The 25,308-nt window shown below is 58.0% G+C and carries 15 protein-coding genes; 10 read left to right on the top strand and 5 right to left on the bottom strand.

What is annotated here, in order from left to right; all coding sequences use genetic code 11:
- Positions 1–101: 101 nt before the first annotated feature.
- The 8 genes from argH to MTP39_RS13065 all read left to right on the top strand — a co-directional run bounded on the left by argH (position 102) and on the right by MTP39_RS13065 (position 18,785).
- A complete protein-coding gene (gene argH / locus MTP39_RS13100; RefSeq protein ID WP_249240854.1) occupies positions 102–1,502 on the top strand; it encodes an argininosuccinate lyase in 1,401 nt (466 codons plus the stop codon).
- Entirely contained in the window at positions 1,499–2,440 is a 942-nt protein-coding gene (gene argC / locus MTP39_RS13095) for an N-acetyl-gamma-glutamyl-phosphate reductase (RefSeq protein ID WP_249240853.1), read from the top strand. The genes argH and argC overlap by 4 nt, the downstream gene beginning before the upstream one ends.
- A 32-nt stretch (positions 2,441–2,472) precedes the next feature.
- Positions 2,473–3,702, top strand: a complete 1,230-nt coding sequence (argJ, locus tag MTP39_RS13090) for a bifunctional glutamate N-acetyltransferase/amino-acid acetyltransferase ArgJ (protein WP_249240852.1) — start codon at positions 2,473–2,475, stop codon at positions 3,700–3,702.
- A gap of 16 nt (positions 3,703–3,718) precedes the next feature.
- A complete protein-coding gene (argB, locus tag MTP39_RS13085; protein ID WP_097783321.1) occupies positions 3,719–4,573 on the top strand; it encodes an acetylglutamate kinase in 855 nt (284 codons plus the stop codon).
- Between the two features lie 99 nt (positions 4,574–4,672).
- Complete coding sequence (locus MTP39_RS13080) at positions 4,673–5,875, top strand: aspartate aminotransferase family protein (RefSeq protein WP_249240851.1); 1,203 nt, start codon at positions 4,673–4,675, stop codon at positions 5,873–5,875.
- Positions 5,872–6,786: an ornithine carbamoyltransferase gene (gene argF, locus MTP39_RS13075; RefSeq protein WP_249240850.1), complete on the top strand. Its 915-nt coding sequence runs from the start codon at positions 5,872–5,874 to the stop codon at positions 6,784–6,786. The genes MTP39_RS13080 and argF overlap by 4 nt, the downstream gene beginning before the upstream one ends.
- A gap of 298 nt (positions 6,787–7,084) precedes the next feature.
- Positions 7,085–14,044 (top strand): InlB B-repeat-containing protein, encoded by a 6,960-nt coding sequence (locus MTP39_RS13070; RefSeq protein WP_249240849.1) that lies wholly within the window; start codon positions 7,085–7,087, stop codon positions 14,042–14,044.
- Between the two features lie 418 nt (positions 14,045–14,462).
- Positions 14,463–18,785, top strand: coding sequence for a carbohydrate-binding domain-containing protein (locus MTP39_RS13065; RefSeq protein WP_249240848.1), 4,323 nt, complete (start codon positions 14,463–14,465; stop codon positions 18,783–18,785).
- A 287-nt stretch (positions 18,786–19,072) separates the two neighbouring features.
- Here the strand turns inward: MTP39_RS13065 and MTP39_RS13060 are convergent, their stop codons facing one another.
- From MTP39_RS13060 to MTP39_RS13045, 4 genes are all read right to left on the bottom strand, one after another.
- Complete coding sequence (locus MTP39_RS13060; RefSeq protein WP_249240847.1) at positions 19,073–19,366, bottom strand: GIY-YIG nuclease family protein; 294 nt, start codon at positions 19,364–19,366, stop codon at positions 19,073–19,075.
- Positions 19,350–20,180 carry an MYG1 family protein gene (locus MTP39_RS13055; RefSeq protein ID WP_055186687.1) on the bottom strand — a complete coding sequence of 277 codons (831 nt, stop codon included), beginning with the start codon at positions 20,178–20,180 and terminating at the stop codon, positions 19,350–19,352. The genes MTP39_RS13060 and MTP39_RS13055 overlap by 17 nt, the downstream gene beginning before the upstream one ends.
- Positions 20,181–20,357: 177 nt before the next feature.
- The gene (locus MTP39_RS13050) at positions 20,358–21,317 is read right to left on the bottom strand and encodes a hypothetical protein (RefSeq protein ID WP_249240846.1); all 960 of its coding nucleotides are present in this window, start codon (positions 21,315–21,317) and stop codon (positions 20,358–20,360) included.
- 239 nt (positions 21,318–21,556) lie between these two features.
- Complete coding sequence (locus tag MTP39_RS13045) at positions 21,557–22,192, bottom strand: phosphoribosyltransferase (protein WP_249240845.1); 636 nt, start codon at positions 22,190–22,192, stop codon at positions 21,557–21,559.
- Between MTP39_RS13045 and MTP39_RS13040 the strand changes: the two genes are divergently transcribed.
- Together MTP39_RS13040 and MTP39_RS13035 are read left to right on the top strand one after the other, a co-directional pair.
- On the top strand, positions 22,182–22,541 hold the full coding sequence (locus MTP39_RS13040; RefSeq protein WP_249240844.1) for a hypothetical protein: 360 nt from the start codon (positions 22,182–22,184) through the stop codon (positions 22,539–22,541). The two genes, MTP39_RS13045 and MTP39_RS13040, sit on opposite strands and share 11 nt — an antisense overlap.
- A 32-nt stretch (positions 22,542–22,573) precedes the next feature.
- Entirely contained in the window at positions 22,574–23,941 is a 1,368-nt protein-coding gene (locus tag MTP39_RS13035) for an MATE family efflux transporter (RefSeq protein ID WP_249240843.1), read from the top strand.
- A gap of 55 nt (positions 23,942–23,996) precedes the next feature.
- Here MTP39_RS13035 and MTP39_RS13030 read toward each other — a convergent pair whose 3' ends face one another.
- Positions 23,997–25,268, bottom strand: coding sequence for an ATP-grasp domain-containing protein (locus tag MTP39_RS13030; protein WP_249240842.1), 1,272 nt, complete (start codon positions 25,266–25,268; stop codon positions 23,997–23,999).
- Between the last annotated feature and the right edge of the window lie 40 nt (positions 25,269–25,308).

Here is a 25,308-nt window from a genome sequence, read left to right as displayed (position 1 = left end):
TTTCACACGCGGGTTCTCACACCGGCATCGTTGCCGGCGGCACCGCCGCAGGAGCGTTTTCCCCTGCGGCGGCTTTGCCGTTTTTATAAGGAGTTTATATTATGGCAGAACAACTCTGGAAGGGTCGGTTTTCCAAGGCGGTGGACAGCCGCGTCAACGACTTCAACTCCTCCATCCGCTTCGACCAGCGGATGATCGCGCAGGATATGCGCGGCAGCGGCGTCCATGCCGCCATGCTGGCACGGCAGGGCATCATCTCGGAGCAGGACTGTGCGGACATCCTCAGCGGTCTGGCCTCCATCGCGGACGACCTGTCCAGCGGTGCGCTGACCATCGACCCTGCCGCCGAGGACGTGCACACCTTCGTGGAGCAGACCCTGACTGCCCGTATCGGGGATGCGGGCAAGCGGCTGCACACCGGCCGCAGCCGCAACGATCAGGTGGCGCTGGATATCCGCCTGACTTTGCGGGATTACAGCAAAACTTTGCAGGCTTACATCGTGGAGCTGGTGCGGGTGCTGTGCAAAAAGGCAGCGGAGAACACCGCCTCTGTCATGCCCGGCTACACCCATTTACAGCGTGCCCAGCCCATCACCTTCGGTCATGCGCTGATGGCCTACGCTTCCATGCTGCTGCGCGACCTTGACCGCTTTGCGGACGCCACCGCCCGCATGGACAGCCAGTGCCCGCTGGGCTCTGGCGCACTGGCGGGCACCACCTACCCGCTGGACCGGGATTTCACCGCCGAAAAGCTGGGCTTTGCCGCCCCCTGCGCCAACAGTCTGGACGGCGTGTCCGACCGTGATTTCTGCATCGAGCTGGCAAGCGCCATCTCCATCTGCATGATGCACCTGTCCCGCCTTTCGGAGGAGATCATCCTGTGGTGCAGCTGGGAGTTCAAGTTCATTGAGCTGGACGATGCCTTTACCACCGGCTCGTCCATCATGCCCCAGAAGAAGAACCCCGACGTGACCGAACTGATCCGCGGCAAGACCGGCCGGGTGTACGGCGACCTGAACACCCTGCTGGTGATGATGAAGGGTCTGCCGCTGGCCTACAACAAGGATATGCAGGAGGACAAGGAAGCCATCTTTGATGCGGTGGATACCTTGGAACTCTGCCTCAAGACCATCACCCCCATGCTGGATACCATGAAGACCCTGCCTGCCAATATGCGCCGCGCCGCCGCAAAGGGCTTTATCAACGCCACCGACTGCGCCGACTACCTGACCAAGAAGGGAATGCCCTTCCGGGATGCCTACAAGCTGACCGGCTGCATGGTGTCGGACTGCATTGCCGCCGACAAAACGCTGGAGGAGCTGACCCTGACCCAGTTCCAGACCTACAGCCCGCTGTTTGAGGACGATATCTATGATGCCATCGACCTTGTGCACTGCTGCGAGGGACGCACCAGCTACGGCGGCCCCAGCGCCGCCAGCGTAGAAAAGCAGATCGCGCTGGCAACGGCGCGGCTGGACGCATGGGAGGAGGAAAACGCATGAAGGTAAAGGTATTTATTGATGGCTCTTCCGGCACCACCGGCCTGCGCATCGCCGACCGTCTGGCCGAACGTCCGGAGATCGAGTTGCTGTCCATCTCTGCCGAAGGGCGCAAGGACGTGCACGAGCGGGCAAAGGTCATCAATTCTGCCGACCTTGCCTTCCTCTGCCTGCCGGATGCAGCTTCTAAAGAAGTCATGCCCTTGCTGCGCCCGGACGTGAAGGTGCTGGACACCTCCACCGCCTTCCGCACCGATGCCGCATGGGACTACGGCTTCCCGGAGCTGAAGGGACAGAAGGAAAAAATTCAAAACTCTTACCGCGTGGCAGTGCCCGGCTGCTATGCCAGCGGCTTTATCAGCATTGCCCGCCCGCTGGTGGAGCTGGGACTGGTGCCGCAAAGCTACCCCTTCAGCTGCACCGGCATCTCCGGCTACTCCGGCGGCGGTAAAAAGATGATCGCGGACTACGAAAGCCCCGCCCGCCCGGCGCACAGCAAGCTGGATGCGCCCAAAAGCTACGGCCTGAGCCTTGGCCACAAGCACCTGCCGGAGATGCAGAAGATCAGCGGCCTTGCGCATACGCCGATGTTCGTGCCGGTGGTGTGTGACTACTACTGCGGGATGCAGGTGCTGGTGCCGCTGGATCTTACCCTTGCGGGTACCACCGCCGAGGCCGTGGCTGCCGCCCTTGCGGATTACTATAAGGACGCCGCCACCGTCAAGGTGCACGGGCTGAACGAGCCGCTGCCGGAAAACGGCCTGTACTCCAATGCCATGGCGGGCACGGACCGCATGGAGCTGTACCTGACCGTGAACGCCGCCGGAGACCAGATGATGCTGGTCTCGCTGTTTGATAATCTGGGCAAAGGCTCCTCCGGTGCCGCCGTCCAGTGCATGAACCTGATGCTGGGTCTGGAAGAGACCAAAGGGTTGGAATAAATTGTTTTTCTTTGTGGGAAAGGAAAATCGTTATGCAGTATAAGGAAGTTGCGGGCGGCATCTGCGCGCCCAAGGGTTTTGCCGCCGCCGGTGTCCATTGCGGCATCCGGGCAAATCACAGCGAAAAATACGATCTGGCACTGATCAAGGCCGAGGTGCGCTGCGCTGCTGCGGGCGTGTACACCACCAACAAGGTCTGCGGTGCGCCCATCAAGGTGGACCGCGCTCATCTGGCCGATGGCTATGCACAGGCCATTGTGGTAAACAGCGGCAACGCCAACACCTGCGCCGCCAACGGCGTGGCGCTGGCAGAGGAGTGCTGTGCACTGGTGGGCAAGGCGCTGAACATTGACGAAAAGGATGTTCTGCCCGCCTCCACCGGTGTCATTGGTCAGCCCATGGTCATCGACCCCTTTGCCCGGGGCATCCCGGCGGCAGCGGAAAAGCTGGCTGCCACCGCGCAGGGCAGCACGGACGCTGCCACCGCCATCATGACTACCGACACCCATAAAAAGGAGTACGCCATCCAGTTCGAGCTGGGCGGCAAGGTGTGCACCGTGGGTGCCATCGGTAAGGGCAGCGGCATGATCGCTCCCAACATGGCTACCATGCTGGCGTTCTACACCACGGATGCTGCTGTCTCGCCCGCGCTGCTGGAAAAGGCGCTCAAGACCGTTGTGCCCGGCACCTATAACCAGATGAGCGTGGATCTGGATACCTCCACCAACGATACCCTTATCATCATGGCATCGGGTCTTGCGGGCAACCCGGAGATCTGCGAGGAAAACGCGGATTACGCCGCCTTTGTAGCAGCGCTGACCGCCATTGCAGAGCACATGTGCGCCGAGCACGCCGGAGACGGCGAGGGTGCTACCCACCTCATCACCTGCGAGGTGACCCACGCGCCCGACCTCAAGACCGCCCGCGCCGTTTCCCGCAGCGTGGTCTGCTCCAACCTGTTCAAGGCGGCGGTCTTTGGCCGCGACGCCAACTGGGGACGCATCCTGTGCGCCATCGGCTATACCCCCGGCGATTTCTCCATTGATAAGGTCTGCGTCTGGCTTTCCAGCAAGGCGGGCGAGGTGTATGTGTGCGAGAACGCCGCCTACCATCCGTACAGCGAGGATGAAGCCGCCAAGGTGCTGGCAGAGCACGATGTTCTGGTCAAGGTGGATATGGGCACCGGCGAGGCAAGCGCCAAGGCATGGGGGTGCGATCTGACCTACGACTATGTGAAGATCAACGGCGATTACAGAACCTGACAGGAGCGCGGAACAGATGAAAAACGAAGAAATGGCGCGGCTTTTTTCGGAGGCCACCCCTTATATCCAGAAATACCATGGCAGAACCATGGTCATCAAGTACGGCGGCAACGCCATGATCAACGAGACGCTGAAAAACGCCGTGATGAACGACCTTGTCACCCTGACGCTGCTGGGCGTGCGGGTGGTATTGGTGCACGGCGGCGGGCCTGCCATCAACGAGATGCTGAAAAAGGTGGGCGTGGAAAGCCACTTTGCAAACGGTCTGCGGGTGACGGACGATGCCACCATGGAGATCGTGCAGCAGGTGCTGGCCGGTAAGGTGAACAAAGACCTTGTGGCAAAGCTGCGCGGGCGCGGCGTGGGTCTGTGCGGCATGGATGGTCAGATGCTCCGCTGCACCGAGCTGGACCCCCAGCTGGGTCATGTGGGCGAGATCGTCCATGTGGATGCGACCCTGATCGAAAGCCTGCTGGACGGCGGCTTTATCCCGGTGATCGCCACCGTGGGCATGGACGACCTTGGGCAGGCGTACAACGTCAACGCGGATACTGCCGCGGCGCAGATCGCCATTGCCCTCAAGGCGGAAAAGCTGGTGTCCATGACCGATATCGCGGGTCTGCTGCGGGATAAGGAGGACGAGACCACCCTCATCCCCGAGGTGGAGGTGACCGAGATCGAGGGCTACAAGTCCGCCGGTATCATTGCGGGCGGCATGATCCCCAAGATCGGCGGCATGGCAGATGCCATCTATCAGGGCGTGCACGAGGCTGTTATCATTGATGGCCGCGTGCCGCACTCCATCCTGCTGGAACTGTTCTCCGACCGCGGCTCCGGTACCCGCTTTTACCGCCGCAGCCACCGCGAATAAAAAGATTGCGCAAGCGAAAAAGCAGTATTATAATAGAAAAAACGCTCCCTCCGGGGGAGCGGCGCATGCGCGGAACTTCTATTCACAGGAGGTACACCTATGGATTCTGAAAAAGTCATCAAGCGGGACAACGAGTACGTCCTGCACACCTATAACCGCAGCCCCATCGTGCTGGAAAAAGGCCACGGGCTGTATGCCGAGGGCCCCGAGGGGCAGAAGTATCTGGACTTCACCAGCGGCATCGGGGTGAACAGCCTCGGCTACTGCGACCTTGCATGGGCAGAAGCCGTGTCCCAGCAGGCACACAAATTGCAGCACACCTCCAACCTCTACTATACCGCACCCTGCGGCAAGCTGGCAAAAAAGCTGTGCAAGCGCACCGGCATGAGTAAAGTGTTCTTCGGCAACTCCGGCGCTGAAGCCAACGAGGGTGCCATCAAGGCCGCCCGCAAGTACAGCGTGGACCATTACGGCAAGGACCGCTACAACGTTATCACGCTGGTCAACAGCTTCCATGGCCGCACCATCGCCACCCTGACTGCCACCGGGCAGGAGGTGTTCCACAACTACTTCGGCCCCTTCAACGAGGGCTTCCAGTACGTCCCGGCGGGGGATATCGAGGCGCTGCGGGAACTGGTAGACCGCCACACCTGCGCCGTGATGATGGAGCTGATTCAGGGCGAGGGCGGCGTGATGGCGCTGGACCCGGACTATGTACAGGCCGTGCGCGCTTTGTGCGACGAAAAAGACCTTGTGCTCATCGTGGACGAAGTGCAGACCGGCGTGGGCCGCACCGGCACCTTCCTGTGCTGTGAGCACTATAACCTCAAGCCGGACATCGTCACCCTTGCCAAGGGGCTGGGCGGCGGCTTGCCCATCGGCGCAGTGCTGATGAATGAAAAGGTGGCCGAGGGCATGGGCCCCGGCACCCACGGCTCTACCTTTGGCGGCAACCCGGTGGTCTGCGCCGGTGCCAACGTGGTGGTGGACCGTCTGGACCAGAGCTTCCTTGCACAGGTCAGTGAGCGCGCCGTACAGCTGCGCACCGGTCTGGCAAAGCTGCCCCACGTCAAGAACATTTCCGGCATCGGCCTGATGGTGGGCATCGAGTTCTTTGACGTGCAGGCTGCGGATGTGCTGGCTGCCTGCCGCGAAAAGGGCTTGCTGGTGCTTACCGCCAAGACCCGGCTGCGTCTGCTGCCGCCGCTGACCGTCTCCGAGCACGAGGTAGACATGGCACTGGATGTGCTGGCCGAGGTGCTGGGCACGATGGAGCCGACGGCTCCGAAGGAGCAGGCATGAAAAATCTGCTGAAAATGGGCGACCTTTCCCCCGCCGAGCTGACCCACATTCTGGATGTGGCAGACCAGCTGAAAGCGGACTGCAAGGCAGGCCGCACCGCCCCGCTGCTGGCGGGCAAAAGCGTGGCGCTGCTGTTTTCCAAGGCATCCACCCGCACCCGCACCAGCTTTGAGGTGGGCGTGTACCAGATGGGCGGTCTTGGCAACTACATGAACACCGCCGAATTGCAGGCCGGGCGGGGCGAGCCCCTGCGGGACACCGCCCGGGTGCTGGGGCGCTACTACGACTGCGCCGTCTGGCGCACCTACCGCCAGCGGGACTTGGAGGAACTGGCGGAACTTTCCGGCATTCCGGTGATCAACGGCCTGACCGACTACGCCCACCCCTGTCAGGTGCTGGCTGACCTGATGACCATCCGGGAGCGCCGGGGCACGCTGGCAGGGCTGAAGCTCTGCTTTGTGGGTGACGGCAGCAACATGGCCAACAGTCTGATCGTGGGCGGCCTTTTGGCGGGGATGCAGGTGTCCTGCGTCTGTCCACCGGGCTACCGCCCGGCAGCGGATGTGCTGATGTTTGCCCACAAATACGGCAATGCCTTCCACCTGACCACCGACCCCGCCGAAGGTCTGCGGGATGCAGACATCGTAGCTACCGCCGCATGGAACACCACCGCCCCCGGCACCGCCGAAAGTGAGCAGCGTCTGCGGGATTTTGTGGGCTTTCAGTTGACAGGCCGTCTGCTGGAAAACGCAAAGCCCAACGCGCTGGTGCTGCACTGTCTGCCCGCCCACCGGGGCGAGGAGATCTCCACCGCCCTGTTCGAGCAGCACGCGGACGAGATCTTTGACGAAGCAGAGAACCGCCTCCACGTCCAGAAAGCCGTGCTGGCGGTGCTGCTGGCGGGCAAGTAAAACGGTTTTGAATGCCCGCCGTGTTGCTTTGGGCATCAATAGCGGAAAGAATATTTTGTATTGCAGTTCCGAAACGCCTGCGGGCGTTTCGGAACTGCTTTTTTATGGGAGAAAAGCATACCCCCCCCCGTATCGTGATTTTGCCCATAATTTTGCGCCATTTTTTGGCAGGTGCTGCCCGCAAAAGCGCTTTATTTCCTTGAATTTTGGTGTTATACTCAACTTGGCGTTTTGTCCGTTCCGACTGTTCCATTTGGGGGTATAGCCGGACAAATCAACCGACAAAGGAGAGGATATCATGAAAAAACGCATCGTGAGCATGATACTGGCGCTCAGTATGATGCTCTCCATCCTCCCTGTATCCGCATTTGCAGATGCAGGGGCAGGGTTTTCTTCCGCAGCGGCGGAAGAAACCAACAGCATTACTTACAGCTCCGAAGAAGAGCATGAGGCTGTTGGTAAGAACTCTGAAACAAATAATCAGGTGGTCAAGATCAAGATCGGTACGAACGGTCTGCCCAAGGCAGCAGCCGGTACCGGCTGGAGCTTTGACGAAACTACCGGACTGACCATCACCGGTACCGGCAGTGAAGATACCGAGTACATTCTGGACGGCACGGTCAGCTGCAATGTGACCGTCAAGAATGCCAACAGTTACACGGTGTATCTGCTGGACGGCACTGTCACCGGCACACTTTTGATAGAAGCCGACAATATGTACGGCGTCTACGTTCTGGGCGGCAGCTACGCCGATGTGCAGCTGAATCTGGGCACCATTGACGGTGGTACCTACGATAAGCTGACCGAGAACGGCGGCAATGTCCGGGGCGGCTTTTTCCGTGATATCTCCGGCCTGAGCGCCAGCACGCAGCAGCAGGCACACCAGCTGCTTCTGCCGGAGGGCTGCACCCTGAACGGACAAAAGGAAACAAAAATCTATATCATCAAGAAGTATAACTATTCCGGTGACGGGAACAATCTGGAGCTGGCAGTGGAAAGCGACACCGGCTGCGAGGTATGGGCGGTAGCCTCTACCGGCGGCAGTGTCATGGCGTTGCCCGCCGGTACCCAAAATTACGCCTTTACATACTTTGGCTCTACGATTGCCACGATCTCCATCAGCGCAGACGGAAAAACGCTTTCCGCCAGCTTTAACATGATCCCGGCGCAGGACGACGCACCCATGAAGCTGGTTCCTATGGTACTTGGCGCCACAGAACTGCGCTTTAACAATGAGGGTCAGCCCGACCTGACCGACGTGACCCATGTGGACAGTCTGGACACGGACACGAAGCTGCGCCGTGTTTACATGGGCAACGGCTGGGCTTATAACTGCTACCCCAACGACAGCAGCAATGAAAGCATTTTGCAGATCCTGGATCAGGGCGGCGCGAACTTCGACTTCAGCCTGCTGAGCGATGTGCCTATCAACTGCTATGTCGAGATCACCAATGCCAATATTACCGGCGGTGAGTTTGGCAAAAACGGCCGACTGAATATTTACAGCGGTAAGATCAGCGACGGCACCTTCCACAATGTCAGCGCGGGCATCAACTCGATCAATGGGAACAGTGCGGTCGAGATCACCGGCGGCACCTTTGATTCCCTGTACTGCAATGGCTCGTGCTCTATCACCAATGCGGTGATCCAAAGCTGCAATTTCAATACCTATGGCAATAACACCTACACCGTTTCGAATACGGTTCTGGGCGAACTGCCTGACGGCATCCAGAATCTGCTGGCCGATGGACAGCAGCTCAGCACACTGGTGGTGCGCAACGGCAATGTGACTGCGATGAACGGCAGTACTCTGCCTCTTTCCACCAATACCATCTATCTGGTGGGCGCAGGCAGCGCAGAGCTTACCCTGAACACCGATGTGCTGAGCATCAACGAGGCACCGGTCAGCAGCTACAACGCCAACACCTCTGCCGATGGCAAGGTGCTGCGCATTACCGGCAACAATGACGGCGCAGAGATCTTTGTGAATAAGTCTACCGATCCAAGCGACCTCAAGCCCCTGCGCATTACCGAAGAGGGTCTGCCCGACCTGACCGGCGTGACCGGTGTGCCGGTGAGCGGCGAGGGCATGACGGCTAACCTCTATGAGGGTCTGGGCTGGAAGTACGCCACCACGAAAGAGAACGGAAGGACACGCACGGCGCTCTACATCACCACCCCGGACGGCAACCCGGTGGATCTTACTTCGGATACCATCAACCCCTACCATAAGGCCATTGCCGTGGAGCAGATTACTTTTGCAAATGTGACTGTCACCGGCATCGTGGCAGATGGCTCTGTTGGTATGGAGAACACCATCATTCAGGACGGCACCTTCCAGAAGGATGTCTACATGGATGAAAACAGCACCATCGCAGGCGGCAGCTTCTATGATGTCGTCCGCGCTTATGGCACGATCACCGGCGGCTCATTCATCGCAGAGGTCCAGCTGAACAAGAACAGCGAGGTCACCGGCGGCGTGTTCCACGATGTCCAGCTGCCGAACTATGCCTCGGAGGCAACGGTCATCCGGAATGCCGTGATCCTTGGCAGCCTGAAAACGGACAGCGACAGCAAGGCTGCTATTTCCAATACGGTGAGCTGCGGCTTTATCGAAAGCAGATTCCTTGCCGCCGGTCAGCAGCAGAGCAAGCTGATGATGACGGACGGCACTGTGGAACGCCTCAACGACTATGCCGCAGCAACAGACGCGGTTTACCTTATCGGTAATGTCAAGGCAGAGATCCGCTTCAGCAATGCAGTCACGAACATCAACGGTGCGGAAGCCAGCGATTACAACGAGGGCACCTCTGCCATTGACCGCTCGCTGACTATCACCGCCAAGAATGACGGCGAGCCTATTGTGGTGAACGTGGCTGCCACCGGAAAGCTGCCCTTCTCTTCCCTGAGCAAGAGCGACTTTACCGTTTCCGGGACGATCGAACATCAGACCGTTACCAGCAGCAAGGAAGGCGTGGGCGAATTGAGCCTCGTCTATGTGCGCACCTACGATAACGCGGAGTTTGCAACCTACCCGGCGGCAAATGACCTATATGGCGTCTACAAGCAGCGCATCGTCGCGAAAGAGGGCGACAAGTACACAGAAGGCTCGCTTGAGATCGGCGAGGTGGTACGCAGATATCAACCGAAGCGCACCGACTTTGCGTATGACCCCAAGACCCAAACTGCAAACTATACCGGCAAGATGTATTTTGAGGATGCCCCGCATTATTCCATCCAGTATGTCACAGAGGATGGCTCGTCCGCGTCTGTGACGAAGCCTACCAAGGCAGGTACCTACTCTGTCAACATCGTGGTGGATTATAGCGACCACTACTATGGCACCCAGTACGAAGTGGACACCTATACTGTCACAGACAGCGAAAAGCTGCCCTTCTCTTCCCTGAAGGAGAGCAACTTTAAGCTTGAGGGGACTATAGAGGACCCGATCATTACCTGCGATCAGGAGGGCGTGGGCGAGCTGAGCCTCGTCAGTGTGCGCACCGACAACAACGCAGAGCTTGACCACTTCCCGTCCCAAACCGAGTACGGCAGCTATAAGGTATACATCGAGGCCACGGAGGGCGAGCGGTACACGGCCGGCCGCGTTCTGGTTGCAGAGGAACCGGTTGTGCGCAAATATAGGCCGACGATAGGGAACTTCAGCTTTGACTTCGACGCCGGTACGGCAACCTATACCGGCCCGAAGTATTATGGCAACGCAGTCCCGAAGGCTGACCTTGTGTACAACACCACAAACGACGATTCGACTGCTACGGCAACTGTGCCCACCGAGGCAGGCACCTACTACGTCTGGCTTGCTGTGGAGTATGACGATTACTACGACGGCAGCAGAGACTATGTGGATAGCTACACCGTGGCTGAAAAGCTGCCCTTTGAGGGCTTTACGCTGGATGACTTTAATCCCAACGACAACGAGGATGGCACCTTCACGCTGACCAGCCCAGAAGGCGTTGGCAAGAGCACACTTGAGTTCAAGTGCATTACCGGTGTAAACAAGGGCAAGATCTTTATCAACGAGATACCGAATGCGTATGGCCGCTATCAGGGAACCATCGTTGCAGAGGAAGGCAAAAAGTACAAGGCCGGTTCTATTGTTATAGGTGAGGATTCTATCCGCTACACGCCCGAGGCTAAGGACTTTACCTACGATGCCGCCAAGAACAAGGTGAAATACACCGGCACAAATTACTACGATGCCGACCCGAAGATGACCCTGCTGTACGGCACCGACCAAAGCGAGACGGTTCCCACCGCCCCCGGCAGCTACGATGTGTACGTCAAGGTGACGGCGGGTAAGAACTACATTGCAGACGCCCACGCCGAGGTTGATTTCAGAATTTATCAGGTGGGCACCTATGTTGTGCCCGAGCCGACCAAGCCGAAGTACTACTGGAATGGTCAGGAAGGCATGGAGCAAAACGTGGGCGATAAGATCACCCTTGGCGCTGAAAAGCGGGAAGGCTATAACGTTATCTGGACGGTCGAAGGACTGGCAGAGGATGCGTATACCATCACCGATACCGGCACGCATATCGAGATCCGGTTCACCATGCCCGCAAACGACGTCCGCTTGAAGAGCGTCTATGAGCCGATCTCCTACACCCTGACCGTGGATGGGAAGGACGAACAGCGTGTCTTTGATGAGGACGTCACGGTTACTGCACCTGAGAAGGACGGTTACACCTTCACCGGTTGGGAGGTAGATGGCGTGCCCGAGGGTACGGACACCACCAAGGCAACTATTACCTTCAAGATGCCTGCAAACAACGTCACGCTGAAACCGCAGTACGAGAAGAACACCTACACCCTGACCGTGGACGGCGTGGACGAACCGCGTGTCTTTGATGAGAACGTCACGGTTACTGCACCTGAGAAGGACGGTTACACCTTCACCGGTTGGGAAGTGACTGGTCTGCCTGCTGATGTGGACACCACTAAGGCGACCATCACCTTCACGATGCCCGCAAACAACGTCACGCTGAAGGCACAGTACACCGAGAACGCTCCCAAGACCTATAAACTCGATGTCTCCGATGCAACGATCACCTTGAAGGACGGCAGCGATGTTGCCGACCTGACGGCTGTGCCTGTGGGTACAGAACTCGTTGCCACCGCACCTGAGAAGGACGGTTACACCTTCACTGGTTGGGAAGTGACCGGTCTGCCCGCTGATGTGGACACCACTAAGGCGACCATCACCTTCAAGATGCCCGCAAACAACGTTACGCTGAAACCGCAGTACGAGAAGAACACCTACACCCTGACCGTGGACGGCGTGGACGAACCGCGTGTCTTTGATGAGAACGTCATGGTTACTGCACCTGAGAAGGACGGTTACACCTTCACCGGTTGGGAAGTGACTGGTCTGTCCGCTGATGTGGACACCACTAAGGCGACCATCTCCTTCAAGATGCCTGCAAACAACGTCACGCTGAAACCGCAGTACGAGAAGAACACCTACACCCTGACTGTGGACGGCGTGGACGAACCGCGTGTCTTTGATGAGAACGTCACGGTTACCGCACCCGAGAAGGACGGTTACACCTTCACTGGTTGGGAGGTAGATGGCGTGCCCGAGGGTACGGACACCACCAGCGAGACTATCTCCTTCAAGATGCCCGCAAACAACGTCACGCTGAAACCGCAGTACGAGAAGAACACCTACACCCTGACCGTGAACGGGAAGCCAGAACAGCGTACTGTTGGTGAGGAAGTTACTCTTACCGCACGGAAGCCGGAGGGCATGACCTTCAAAAAATGGGAGATCAAGAAGGGTCTGGCCGCTGATGCGGTGGATATCAACAGCGAGACCATCACCTTCACGATGCCCGCAAACGATGTGGAGATCTCCGCGATTTATGACAAGGTCCCGACGCCTGATCCCGATCCCGAAACCAAGACCTATAAGCTCGAGGTCAAAAATGCACAGATTTTCCTGAAGGATGGCAGCGCTGTTGCCGACCTGGAGGCTGTGCCTGTGGATACAGAACTCAAGGCTATCGCATACGCGGACACCGAGACCGAGGTGTTCAAGTGCTGGACTGGTCTGGAACTGACCGAGGAGCAGAGCACCGCACGCGTGGTGTACTTCACCATGCCCGACCATGATGTGAATCTGATGGCGGTGTTCGTTACTCCTACTAACAAACTCGATGTCTCCGATGCAAAGGTCACCCTGAAGGACGGCAGCGATGTTACCGACCTGACGGCTGTGCCTGTGGGTACAGAACTCGTTGCCACCGCACCTGAGAAGGACGGTTACACCTTCACCGGTTGGGAAGTGACTGGTCTGTCCGCTGATGTGGACACCACTAAGGCGACCATCACCTTCAAGATGCCTGCAAACAACGTCAAGCTGGAACCGCAGTACGAGAAGAACACCTACACCCTGACCGTGGACGGCGTGGACGAACCGCGTGTCTTTGATGAGAACGTCACGGTTACTGCACCCGAGAAGGACGGTCACACCTTCACCGGTTGGGAAGTGACTGGTCTGCCCGCTGATGTGGACACCACTAAGGCGACCATCTCCTTCAAGATGCCTGCAAACAACGTCACGCTGAAGGCACAGTACACCGAGAACGCTCCCAAGACCTATAAACTCGATGTCTCCGATGCAACGATCACCCTGAAGGACGGCGGCGCTGTTGCCGACCTGAAGGCTGTGCCTGCGGGTACAGAGCTCAAGGCCACCGCAGACGAGGACACCGAGACCAGCGTGTTCAAGAGCTGGAGCTGCACCGGTCTGGAGCTGACCGAGGAGCAGCGCATCGCACGCGTGGTGGAGTTCACCATGCCCGACCATGATGTGGAACTGACTGCTGTGTTTGAAGTTCCTGCTACTCCCGATCCGGATCCCACTCCCGCACCCAGCGATGACGGCGGCGGCGCAGTCATCGTGGCAGTAGCCGCTGTGGGCGGCGCAGCCATTGGCGTGGGTGCCTATATCGCAGGCACCACAGCCTACCTGAAGAGCGTCCTGCCCGAGGGTATGGCCATCCCCGCTAACCGTCAGCAGCTGGCAGTTGCACTGTGGACCGCCGCAGGCAAGCCTGCTACCCAGAGCACTGCACTGTTCAACGATGTGGCAGCAGATGCCGCAGAGCTGCAGGCCATCCGCTGGGTCGTGGAGACCGGCCTGATGACCGCACAGGACGGCAACTTCAAGCCCGGCAGCCGCGTAGGCCGCATGGAAGTGATCCGCACTTGGAAAGCTTACCAGCAGCGTGGCTAAAACCGCTGCCCCGTAACCCCTTATAACCCCGCAGGGACTGTTGCACAGCACTGTGCAGCAGTCCCTTTTTTGTGCCCCAAAGGGGTGCGCAAGGGCTTTTCAGGGCGATTCGATGCATTTCAGGGGTCATTCACGCAGAAATGCTCCACTTTTGCCGCCGTTCGTGGTATACTACGGGCACAGAGCAGTGCTCTGTCTAATATGCCATTCCCATAATTCCTATAGAGCAGAAAACCGTCCGGTAACCGCAAACCGGGCGGTTTTCTGTTTTTTGCGGGTGCGCCCGGCGCGCCGGGTCGTTTCAGCGCATTTGCGGGGCGATTCGTGCCCAAAACCGTCCAAAGAGGGCAAAACGTGGTACACTGGGTACAACAAAAAGCACCCGGCTTGGAAGGGCGCTTGAAAAGGAGAGGATCTTATGCAAAAACGGCTCATCAGCATGGTTCTGGCGTTAAGCATGGCACTGTCCGCAATGCCGCTGCCCGCCCTTGCCCAGAGCGCCCCGCCCGACACCGCCAACGCCGCCGCACTGGCAGAGGAAAACGACGATGTCACCGATATCTTTCCAGATGACTGGTCTGGCAAGCCCGCCGGCGACCCCTTCGGCGGCGGCAAAGGCAGCTGGTCCTACGACAAGGACACTAATACGCTCATCCTGGAAAAAGGTACCTTCTGCCTCCGTAATTACGGCTATGACAGCTACAATAATTACATCAAATGGAACGTGAAGATCGAGCCCGGTGCCACCCTGCAGGAGGCGCGGATCGGCTCGGAATACCATAACGGCTATACCGTGACCAACGCGGGCACCATCTCCGGCGGCACCTTCTACGGCAAGGTGATCTGTGAAGCCGGGGCTGTCATCAGCGGCGGCACCTTTAAGGGAGCTGCCAGAGTTGATGCTGCGGGCGGCGAGGTCACCATTGAAGATGGCACCTTTGAAGAGGTTAGTTATACCAGCGGCGTGACCGTTAAAGCAGCGGGTACCCTTACCATCAACGGCGGCACCTTTAAGGGCAAGCGCATCTGCTCCGTGGATATCGACAATTGTGAAAAGATCGTCATCAACGGCGGCAGCTTTAAAAGCTCGCTCACGGATCTTAAAAGGACAACGGAAACCATCATCAATGGCGGTCTGTTCAACGACAAGCTGTATGTTGCAGGAGATAAATGTACCGTCAACGGTGGTCTGTTCACCACTGAAGATGACCCGCTGCCCGAGGGTGCAGCCGTCAACGGCGGCTATTTCACGGCAAAAAGCACAGGGCTTGTAGCCATTGATGCAACCGATGTTCCGGTGTATCTCCCTGTTGCGGTGGCAGCGGACGGCACGGTGACCGCGTGGTCGGCAGATGCTTATAGCACCGTCTATGTCACGCCCAATACCAGTGTCACCCTGAAGCCTACCCGCAAGCTGGAAAGTGTCGTCAGCGGCGGCGCGGAGCTGGAAAATAACGCCAAGGACGGCGCAGTCAGCTTTACTGTGGGCACGGAAGCTGTCCAGCTCAACAGCGTTACCGTAGAGGAACTGGTCATTGAAGCGAGCGGCTTCCCCAAGGGCACAGACGGCGGCGTCTACGGCGCAAAGGGCAAGGGCTGGTCCTTTGACCCGAACCACAAGCACGCAGAGTGGCATACGAGCGATACCCCCGTCCTGACCATTGAGGAGGGTACGGAACTGAACCTTGACGAGGTGGAAAACCACTCTGCTACCGTAAATTTTGCGATTGAAAATAACGGCACCCTTACCGGCACCCTGAACTCCACCCAGTATGTGTACAACAAGAAAACCGGCACGATCAAGGACGCCACGCTGAACAGTCTGGAGAATCGCTTTTATAATGACGGCCGCGTGGAGAACGCTGTGCTGCGCTTTTATTACATTGGCAACGGCTGGCGCGACCCGGCACAGTCCGTTATTATCCTCAGTTCTGCGCTGGACGTCAGCGGGAGTGTGGCCAACAGCTCTACCTACAAAGCCGTGCTGGAAGATTGCTATAACAGCGATGATTATACCGGCAATGGCTCTATCGACAACGGCGGCACGATCAAAGACGGCAGAAGTACCCTGAAGCTGGCAGTGGAAAACACGGATGGCTATGACGGTAACGCAAAATACAACCAGCCCACTATTGACGGCGGCGAGTATACCTTTGTCTATAACAAGAACGGCATCTACCTGAATGATCCCATCATCCATGTGATGGCGGCAAAGAAAGAGGAGGACGCAAATGTCCTGTCCGGTGCCACCTGCTACACCATGAAATACACCCCGCCGGAGAATGCCCGCTACGATGCAAAGTACATCAGCGGCCTCAATGGGACGCTTACGGGCATTTGGCGCGATAACCTTACCACCCTTTACGTTGCAACGATCGATGACAGCATTTCAGCCTTGACCTGTGACCGCATCACGAGCGTGAACGGCGTAGCCTATAACGGCTCTGTGCCCGAGGGAAAGCGCTACTCTAGCACCATCGACCTGCGCAAGTATAACATCCCGCAGACCCATGTCCTCAACCTGAGCGCCACCGACGAGGGCGCGGCAGCGCTGCCGGATGCAGACCCCGCAGACTTTACCTTTGCCTTGCCCACTAACCCGACCTATGACGGCAACCCCAAGATGGTGGAGGTGATCGTTCGGGAAAACGCCACCAAGAAATACGGCGCTGTTACCGTGACCTACAAGCAGAACGGCGAGGTGCTGGACGGTGCTCCCGTTGAGCCGGGCACTTACACCTTTACCGTTACTGTAGCAGCTACCACCACCTGCGCGGGCGGTGATGTGACCCCGAAGGATAACAAATTTACCATTCAGAAGGCTGCACTGAACCCCGCAGACTTTACCGTGACAGAACCCACTGACCTGACCTATGACGGCAAACCCAAGGAAGTGACTGTGACAAACAACAGCTCCAAGGACTACGGTAAGATCACCGTGTTCTATGAGATGAGCGGCGGCAAAGTGGTCCATGGTGCGCCTGTTGAGCCGGGTAAATATTACTATTCCGTCGTCACCGAAGGCAGCGCACGATACAAGAGCGGCTCTGTGGCAGATGGTACATTCACCATCACAAATGACGTCAAGCCTGACCCAAAACCGGAACCTGACCCCGCAGACTTTACCTTTACCCTGCCCGCCAACAGGGTGTATGACGGCGAGGAGCATGGCGTGACAGTGCGTGCATCTGCCGGAAAGGGCTATGGTAATGTTACCGTGACCTATATCTCCGATACAGAGAAGTTTACCGCAGTTTACGATACGGACGGCGTGCTGCTGAGCGGCAAGCAGCCTGTAAACGCAGGTGATTACACCTTTACCGCCGTGGCAGCAGCTACCGACAGCTGCACAGGCGGCGATATCACCCCGCAGGAGAACAAATTTAGCATCCAGAAGGCCGAGCTGAAGGCAACGGATTTCAACATTCTGGTCAGCTACACTACCGTCAGCGATGGACAGAGCTATACAGCTTATATGAATGAGCAGAGCCCCGATTCCCCGCTCGTTCTGCGCTACGGCGATACGATCACCGAGTACAAGATCATTCCCTATGCGGATGCCGCTGCTAAGCCTGCTTCCTACACCGCTGCCGTCATGGGCGACTATGCTGTGCTGGACGACAACGGCAACAAGATCGGCACCGGCACCGGTACCCCCACAGAGCCCGGGCGCTACCGCCTGAGCATCCGGGTGACCGCCGATGCAAACCACTATGCGGAGCCGGAGCTGTGGGACGAAAATTGGGTGCTGGATATCTGGCGCGCCCCGCTGTATATCTCGGACTTTACCGTGACGGAGCCTGACGACCTGACCTACGACGGCAAGCCCAAGGAAGTAACGGTGCAAAACAACAGCGACAAGGACTACGGCGAGATCACCGTGACCTACCAAAACGACCCCTATAATTCGGACGGCGCAGTGCTTGACGGCGCTCCCGTTGAGCCGGGCGTGTACTACTATACCGTCAAAGCCGCAGGCGGCGCACTGTACGAGGGCGGTCTTGTGGCAAGCGGCTCGTTCCGCATCAAAGAGGCTGACACGCCCGATCCCGAACCGGAAAAGACCTATCAGCTTACCGTTGCCGGTGCAGACATCACCCTGCCCGAGGATGCAGACGCCAACGCCCTGAAAGCAGGACAGCTGGTCAGCCTGACCGCTTACCCGGATACCGCCACCGAGCGCTTTACCCAGTGGGTAGTGAGCAGTTCTGACGGCAAGGAACTGACCCTGATGGATGCCGCAGACGAACCGCTGACAGAGGAAGCCTTTAAGCAGCGCACCCTGACCTTCAGGATGCCTGCACAAAACCTGAATATCACCGCTATGACCACCCCGGTGAAGCCGCTGCCGGAGGAGGAAAGCACCGAGTTCAGCCCGCTGCAAACGGTGGCCATCGTAGCCGGTACAACGGCATGGTTTGCAGGCAGTGCAGTAATGGGCTACGAGGCTGTTACTTACAGCATTCTTGCAGACCTGCTGCCCACGGGCACGCCCATCCCGCGCACCCGGGAACAGCTGGCCGTGCTGCTGTGGAGCACCGCAGGCAGGCCCGAACCCGCTGCACCCGCTGTTTACAGCGATGTAGCTGAGCCCGACACCGCCAAGGCAGCCCGCTGGGCTGTGGAAGCCGGGCTGCTGCCCGATAAGGGCGAGGGCGTCTTTACGCCCGGCAAGCGTGTGACCAAGGTACAGGTCATCCGCGCATGGAACCAGCTGAAAAAGCTGGGTCTGGCGAAATAACAATTGCCATCTCCCGATCGATCCTTTCCAATAAGCGCAGCAAGGCCGTCCGGCGAATGCCGGGCGGCCTTGCTGCATTGCCCCGCCCGTGAAAAAGGGGTTCTGAAAAGCCCACAGGCTTTTCAGAACCCCAAAATTGAAATAATTCTTCCGCTGCAACGACGACGACCGCCGCCAGTGGCGGAAACAGGGAGGAGTTGTTGGGGCAGCGGCCAGCAAGACGCGAGTGCCGCCCAAGGCACGAAGCGGATGCTGGGTGCCGCAACCCGGAAGACGCGGAGGGCATTTCAATCGTTCTCCACCCCGGGGCACCCGGCGGCGTGCCATGCGGCGCACAGCACCTCTTTTTCCGGCTTGGAAAGCTTTTTTAGGGCGGCTTCCCGGCGCAGGGCGGCGCATTTGTCCGCGCAGCGTTCTATATAGGCAAAGCCCACCGCGCCGTGGGCGCGGGTGTAGCGGGCCCCTTTGCCGCTCTGGTGCGCTTTCAGCCGGGCGGCGGGGTGGTTCGTCCAACCGGTGTACAGCTGCCCGCCGGTGCAGCGCACCATGTAGACGTAGGCGGCGTCAGGCAAGGCGTCCATTATTTTTCAGCACCTGACGGCAGGCCGCAAGGGCGGTCTCCTTGTCCTTGGCGGTGATGAGGAAGCGGCTGGCGTGGCAAAAGCTGATGCCCGGGATGCCGCTCTTCTGCTCGATGACCTCCTGCGGCTGCCCCGCCCACGACTGGGGGAAGGGCAGCTTGGACTTTTTGGTCTTGTGGTCGGTGACGCACTGGGCGCTCCACCCGCCGCGCTGGCTGGGATACACCACAAACAGGGCGTCGGTCTTGTACAGACCGTTTTTCCACGGCAGATAGCAGGGCAGCACCACGATGCCGTCGCGGGAGCTGCGATAGGCCTGCTGCACTTTTTCGTCCGCGCGGTTCACGGCGTTGGCGCTGTCGATCTGGTTTTCCAGAATTTGCTTTGCCACGGCAACCGCCTTGAAAAAGCAGCTGTCCTGATCCTCCTTGGAGTCCCACACCGGGTTGAAAAAGCCAATGGCATCGCACAGGCTGTTCTGCTCGCCGGTGTTGTCGTTCAGGTCCAGCGGCTGGATAAAGTTTTCGTCAATGAGCCGCGCCTGCCGCTCGCCCACAAGGCCGGGACCAAGCACCCGCCACAGCAGGCCAAAGGCCGCGTAGGGCACGCCGTTGGCGCGGTACTCCCGGGGCTCCTGATGGTGGTCGAACATCCCAAAGCCGATATCATACACGATGCCGTCAAAATCGTCAGGCACGGTAAAGCCCCGGGTGATCTTGATATCCGGGCGCAGAATTTGCAGCAGCGCCGTAGCAAACACGTCATCGGCATGGAATTTGCCGGCGTGGGTAAAACCGTTTGCGGGAATTTTCATGGATTTGATACCTCTTCTTTACTTTCAGATACACCTTAGTTTTGTCTGGTATCAGTATAGCACAATCCCGCCCGGGGGACAACAAAAAGGAGCTGCCGCTTGGGTGCGGCAGCTCCTCAGAGCACATATTACGCGTTATGGGACGTAGGCTGTGTGTGGAAAATTACGGTCATGGGGTCAGGACATCATCTCGAAGAAATCGGTCAACCACTTGAAGTCATCGGTGACATCCTTACCGTCCTTATCAAGAACCTTAATGCCGGTGGTAGCGTCCTCTTGCAGAGTGAACTTGTTACCGTTCGCATCGATGAGGGTGCCGGTATTGTCATCAAAGCTATAGGTCTTGGTGCCGCTGGGCAGCGCGCACAGACCCTTGCTGGTGCCGGAACCGACCTGAATGGTCTTGTACAGAGTGGCGCTCTCGAGCTGCTTTTCGTTGAGATCTCTTACAAACTGATAAACAGGTTTGCCGTCTTCAGTAAAGCAGGTGGTATACTCGTAGGAGTGGTACTTATAGACCTCGGCATAATACTTGGTCGGACCTACCTTTATCTCGGTAGACCACATCTGAGTGGGAAGCTTATTCGCGATGAGAACGCCCAGAGACAGATCAATGTCATCCTCGCTGCGTGACTTGACGGCTGCCTTGCTGCTGCGGAAAAGCAGGTACTGATCCCAAGTCGATTTATTCTTGAGCATCAGAGTCTCGATAAGCTGCTGTTTGTTATTCTTGCCCAACGTAGCCATGCTCACATAGCAGTTCTCACCCTTCCGGGCAGCACGTCCATCGATGGAACGTGCAACAGAGCCGTCCTTGCCATAGCTGACTTCCTTCATTTCAACATAGAACTCCGTAGCACCGGCGTATTTCTTGCTGAACTGCACCAGCTTGCTGTTGTTCACATCGATAATGGGGGTCTTGGTGGGCTTGGTTCCGGTGCCCTCGCCGCCGCCTTCGCCGCCGCCCTCGCCCTCGTCGATGTCGGGCAGAACGATCTGGCCAGAGTTGTCGGGCAGGGTGCCGGGGGTGTTGCCGCCGCCGTTGCCGCCGGTGCCGCCACCGCCACAAGCGGTCAGCATGGAAAGTGCCATCGCAGCGGTCAGCAGACAGGCAGCCGCTTTTTTGTATAGTCTCATGCTATAAATACCTCCTGTAATGTGTTTCAAGGCGTCCCAAACTCGCTTTCTGAGTTTATGGTATCGTATCAAAAAAGTGTTGTCAAGCAGTGTGGGAAATTTTGGCAATGTCACAAAAAGCCATTAAGATTTTTGCCGTTTTGACGAAAAAAAGAGTGTGGCTTTTCCTGCAAAAAAGCAGCTCCGGGGCGCCCGCAGGCGGTTCGGAGCTGCTCATAAAAATACTCTTTCCGCGTTGCTTACAGCGCCGAATAGCCGAAGCTGTTTACCAGCGCGTCAATGTGCTGCCCGGCCTTGCACAGGGGGCAGTCGCGGGAGTCGAAGCTGGCGTAATCCGGCAGACTGGTGGGGTCGAAGATGGAGGTGACCGGGTAGCCCAGACACTCGTGGGTGGTGGCAAAAATAGCCGAAAGCCCTGCCACGATGCCGCCGTAGTAGTTCACGGCCTCCACGGCCGCCTGAATGGTGTAGCCGGTGGTGACGGATGCGGCCAGAATGAGCACATTCTTGCCCTTGACCATGGGAGCAAGATTGTCCCGCAGAATGATCTGGCTGCCGGAGGTGTATTCCGGGGTGACGATGTAGATGGTCTTGTGGGCGTTCATATTGGTAAAGCCGTCCTTGGTCAGTTCGTTGGCAAGGCAGGTGCCAATGACCTGCGTGCCGTCCAGACAGAGCACGGTATCCACGATGGTGCTGTGCTGGTAAGCGCTGACCAGCTCCTTTGCCACGGCTTTTGCCTCGGAAAGGCGGGTCTTTTGGGTGGTCACGTCGATGTAATAGTTGATGTGGCTGTGGCTGGTGGCAAAATGTCCCTTGGCCACCCGCAGGAACAGTTCGCTTTTGCTGGTGGGAAGCTTGACCATGTTGATCATTGTACAGCACTCCTTTTTTCACCGGGCGCAGCTGCGCCGCAAAATACAAAACAGCGCGGCGACCCATTTTGATCGCAGCGCTTATTTTTCTTCTCTGCTTCTTTATTGTACTGAAAAATGCCGCTGTGCACAAGACACAAACCTGACGAAAAACCTTGCTTTTTTACAGACATATCGCCGAAAACTTGGATGCAAAGGCTGTTGCCGCCCGGAAAACCGCACCGCAAAGGGTGCGCAATGGCAACACCGGCGCTGCGGCAGGGGGGCGCACTTTTTTGCGCAGCACGGAAAATTTTGCAAAAAGGGGCTGGTATTTTTGCGGGTTTTGAGTATAATAAAGGAGAGATAGTTCAAATTTGAAGTAAAAGGAGAATCACTTCCATGGCACAGGCAAAACAGGACATGGGCTCCGGCAGCGTAAAAAAGCTGATGCTGCAGCTCATGATCCCTGCGGTCGTTGCACAGGTGGTCAACCTGCTGTATAATATCGTGGACCGCATTTACATCGGACATATCGCCGGCATCGGCGCGGCAGCGCTGACCGGCGTGGGACTGTTCACCCCCATCCTTATGCTGCTGAACGCATTCGCCATGCTGGTGGGCGCGGGCGGCGCGCCCCGCACCGCCATTGCGCTGGGACAGGGCGACAAGGAGCAGGCGGAAAAGATCATCTCCAACAGCTTTACCATGCTGCTGCTCTTCTCGGTGGTGCTGACCGTGGTGTTCTACGCCGGAGCACCCACCCTGCTGCGGCTCTTCGGTGCCAGTGACGCCACCCTGCCCTATGCGCTGGCGTACAGCCGCATCTACATTCTGGGCTCGGTGTTCGTGCTGCTGGTGCTGGGCATGAACCCCTTCATCACCACGCAGGGCTTTGCCAAGACCAGTATGCTTACCACCGTCATCGGTGCGGTCATCAACATTATTCTCGACCCCATCCTGATCTTTGGTCTGGGGCTGGGCGTGCGGGGCGCTGCCATTGCCACCGTGCTCAGTCAGGCCGTGGGCGCAGTGTGGATCCTGCACTTCCTCACCGGCAAAAAGACCATCCTGCGCCTGCGCAAGGACTGTATGCGCCCGGAAAAGAAGGTCATCCTGCCGGTGATGGCGCTGGGCATCTCCACCTTTGTGATGATGTCCACTGAGAGCCTGCTGTCCATCAGCTTCAGTTCCAGTCTGGCGCGGTACGGCGGCGACGTGGCTGTGGGTGCCATGACCGTCATCACCAGCGCTTCCCAGCTGTGCACCCTGCCCATTCAGGGCATTTGTCAGGGCGGTCAGCCGGTGATGAGCTTCAATTTCGGCGCGGGCAAAAAGTCCCGCGTCAAGGAGGCGTTCCGCTTCCAGCTGACCCTGTGCAGCTGCTACACCTGCCTGTTCTGGCTGCTTATGATGCTGGCGCCGGGGGCTGTGGCGGGCATCTTCACCTCGGATACGGCGCTGATCGACTACACCACATGGTCCATGCGCATCTACATGGCAGGTATCTTTGCCATGGGCTTCCAGATCGCCTGCCAGCAGAGCTTTATGGCGCTGGGTCAGGCCAAGGTCAGCCTGCTGCTGGCCTGTCTGCGCAAGATCATTTTGCTGATCCCGCTCATCTTCATTCTGCCGCACCTGCTGCCGGACCCGGTGTTCGGCGTCTTTCTGGCAGAGCCGGTCAGCGATATTCTGGCGGCTACTATCACCACCATCACCTTCTTCTCCCGCTTCAACGGTATTCTGGAGCGGGGTGCTGCAAAGGTATAATGAAATAGAACAAGCCCGGAAAGTCCGCAGACTTTCCGGGCTTGAATTTTTGGCTTTAAACGGCCTCCGGCTCGCCCAGAGCCAGCACCTTCGTCAACTCGGACTGCACCTTGGCGTTGGTGGCATCGGTGACGGCCAGCACGTCGGAATAGAACTTTTCCATCTCGTCGCGGGTGGAGAAGGTTGCCACATACATCTGGTTGCCCATGGCACCGGACAGCGCCGCGGGGATGCGGTCCACCATGCGCATATTGTCCTGATACCTCTGCATCAGCTGCTCGTGGCTGTAAACGAAGCTCTTGCCGTCCCGGCGGCCGGCAAAGGCGCAGTAGTAGTGCTCGCCCACCGGCATATCGGTGCCGCCGAAGGCGATCATGTCCGCCCAGATCTTGTACACGTTGGTGGAACGGGCAAAGTCGATCATGTCCGGGGTAAAGCCGCCGCAGGGGCGCATATTGACCTCCAGTGCCACGATCTGGCCTTTTTTGCCCATGCTGGCCTGATCCTCGGTCATGCGGAAGAACTCGAAGTGGACAAAGCGGCTCTTCACCCCAAAGCTCTTGACGGCGGCACGGCCTGCGGCGCGGGTGTCCTCCGGCAGATCCTTGATGATGTAGTAGATAGAGTTGTCATCGTTGTTCACGATGTCCATGATGGACACCGGGCTCACGTTGCCCGCCTCAAAGATGGGGTTGCCGTGGGCGTCGATGATGGCATCGTAGCTGTTCACCTCGGCGCGGACGAACTCCTCCATGATGTAGGCCACATCCGGGTGTTCTTTTTCCTTGTAAGCCAGAAATGCTTCCAGTTCCTTGTCGGTGGAAAGACGGTGGGTATCCGAAGCGCCCACGCCGTTGTCCGGCTTGACCACCACCGGGTAGCCCACCTGTGCCACAAAGGCCTTGCAGCCTGCAAGGTCATCCACCATGTGGTAGCGGGCGGTGGCGATCCCGGCCTTCTGATAGTACTCCTTCATCTTGCTCTTGTACTTGATGCGGGGCATATCGCAGGTCTGGAAGCCGCTGGTGATGTGGAAATCGGTGCGCAGGGCGGCATCCCGCTCCAGCCAGTATTCATTGTTGGACTCCAGCCAGTCGATGCGGCCATACTTGAAGGTGAAAAAGGCCACGGCGCGGTATACCTCGTCGTAGTTTTCCAAGCTGTTCACCTTGTAGTACTCGTTCAGGCTTGCTTTCAGCTCGGGCTTCAGCTCCTCATAGGGCTGGTCGCCGATGCCCAGTACGTTCAGGCCGTTGTTCTTCAGTTCCCGGCAGAACTGCCAGTAGTTCGTGGGGAAGTTGGGAGAGATAAAAATAAAGTTCTGCATAGTATTTGTTGATTCCTCTTTCCGTTACCTCTATGATTGC

This window comes from Faecalibacterium sp. I3-3-33, from assembly GCF_023347295.1.
GTDB lineage: Bacteria > Bacillota > Clostridia > Oscillospirales > Ruminococcaceae > Faecalibacterium.
The sequence above is the reverse complement of the archived record's forward strand: the minus strand, read 5'-3'. Positions and strand labels throughout refer to the sequence as shown.

Bases quoted from the DNA above. Each gene is read 5' to 3' on its own strand.
- MTP39_RS13030 (WP_249240842.1), bottom strand. From the start codon at position 25,268: ATGCAGAACTTTATTTTTATCTCTCCCAACTTCCCCACGAACTACTGG.
- argH (WP_249240854.1), top strand. From the start codon at position 102: ATGGCAGAACAACTCTGGAAGGGTCGGTTTTCCAAGGCGGTGGACAGC.
- MTP39_RS13050 (WP_249240846.1), bottom strand. From the start codon at position 21,317: ATGAGACTATACAAAAAAGCGGCTGCCTGTCTGCTGACCGCTGCGATG.
- argJ (WP_249240852.1), top strand. From the start codon at position 2,473: ATGCAGTATAAGGAAGTTGCGGGCGGCATCTGCGCGCCCAAGGGTTTT.
- MTP39_RS13040 (WP_249240844.1), top strand. From the start codon at position 22,182: ATGTTGATCATTGTACAGCACTCCTTTTTTCACCGGGCGCAGCTGCGC.
- argB (WP_097783321.1), top strand. From the start codon at position 3,719: ATGAAAAACGAAGAAATGGCGCGGCTTTTTTCGGAGGCCACCCCTTAT.
- argC (WP_249240853.1), top strand. From the start codon at position 1,499: ATGAAGGTAAAGGTATTTATTGATGGCTCTTCCGGCACCACCGGCCTG.
- MTP39_RS13045 (WP_249240845.1), bottom strand. From the start codon at position 22,192: ATGATCAACATGGTCAAGCTTCCCACCAGCAAAAGCGAACTGTTCCTG.
- MTP39_RS13080 (WP_249240851.1), top strand. From the start codon at position 4,673: ATGGATTCTGAAAAAGTCATCAAGCGGGACAACGAGTACGTCCTGCAC.
- argF (WP_249240850.1), top strand. From the start codon at position 5,872: ATGAAAAATCTGCTGAAAATGGGCGACCTTTCCCCCGCCGAGCTGACC.
- MTP39_RS13065 (WP_249240848.1), top strand. From the start codon at position 14,463: ATGCAAAAACGGCTCATCAGCATGGTTCTGGCGTTAAGCATGGCACTG.
- MTP39_RS13060 (WP_249240847.1), bottom strand. From the start codon at position 19,366: ATGGACGCCTTGCCTGACGCCGCCTACGTCTACATGGTGCGCTGCACC.
- MTP39_RS13035 (WP_249240843.1), top strand. From the start codon at position 22,574: ATGGCACAGGCAAAACAGGACATGGGCTCCGGCAGCGTAAAAAAGCTG.
- MTP39_RS13055 (WP_055186687.1), bottom strand. From the start codon at position 20,180: ATGAAAATTCCCGCAAACGGTTTTACCCACGCCGGCAAATTCCATGCC.
- MTP39_RS13070 (WP_249240849.1), top strand. From the start codon at position 7,085: ATGAAAAAACGCATCGTGAGCATGATACTGGCGCTCAGTATGATGCTC.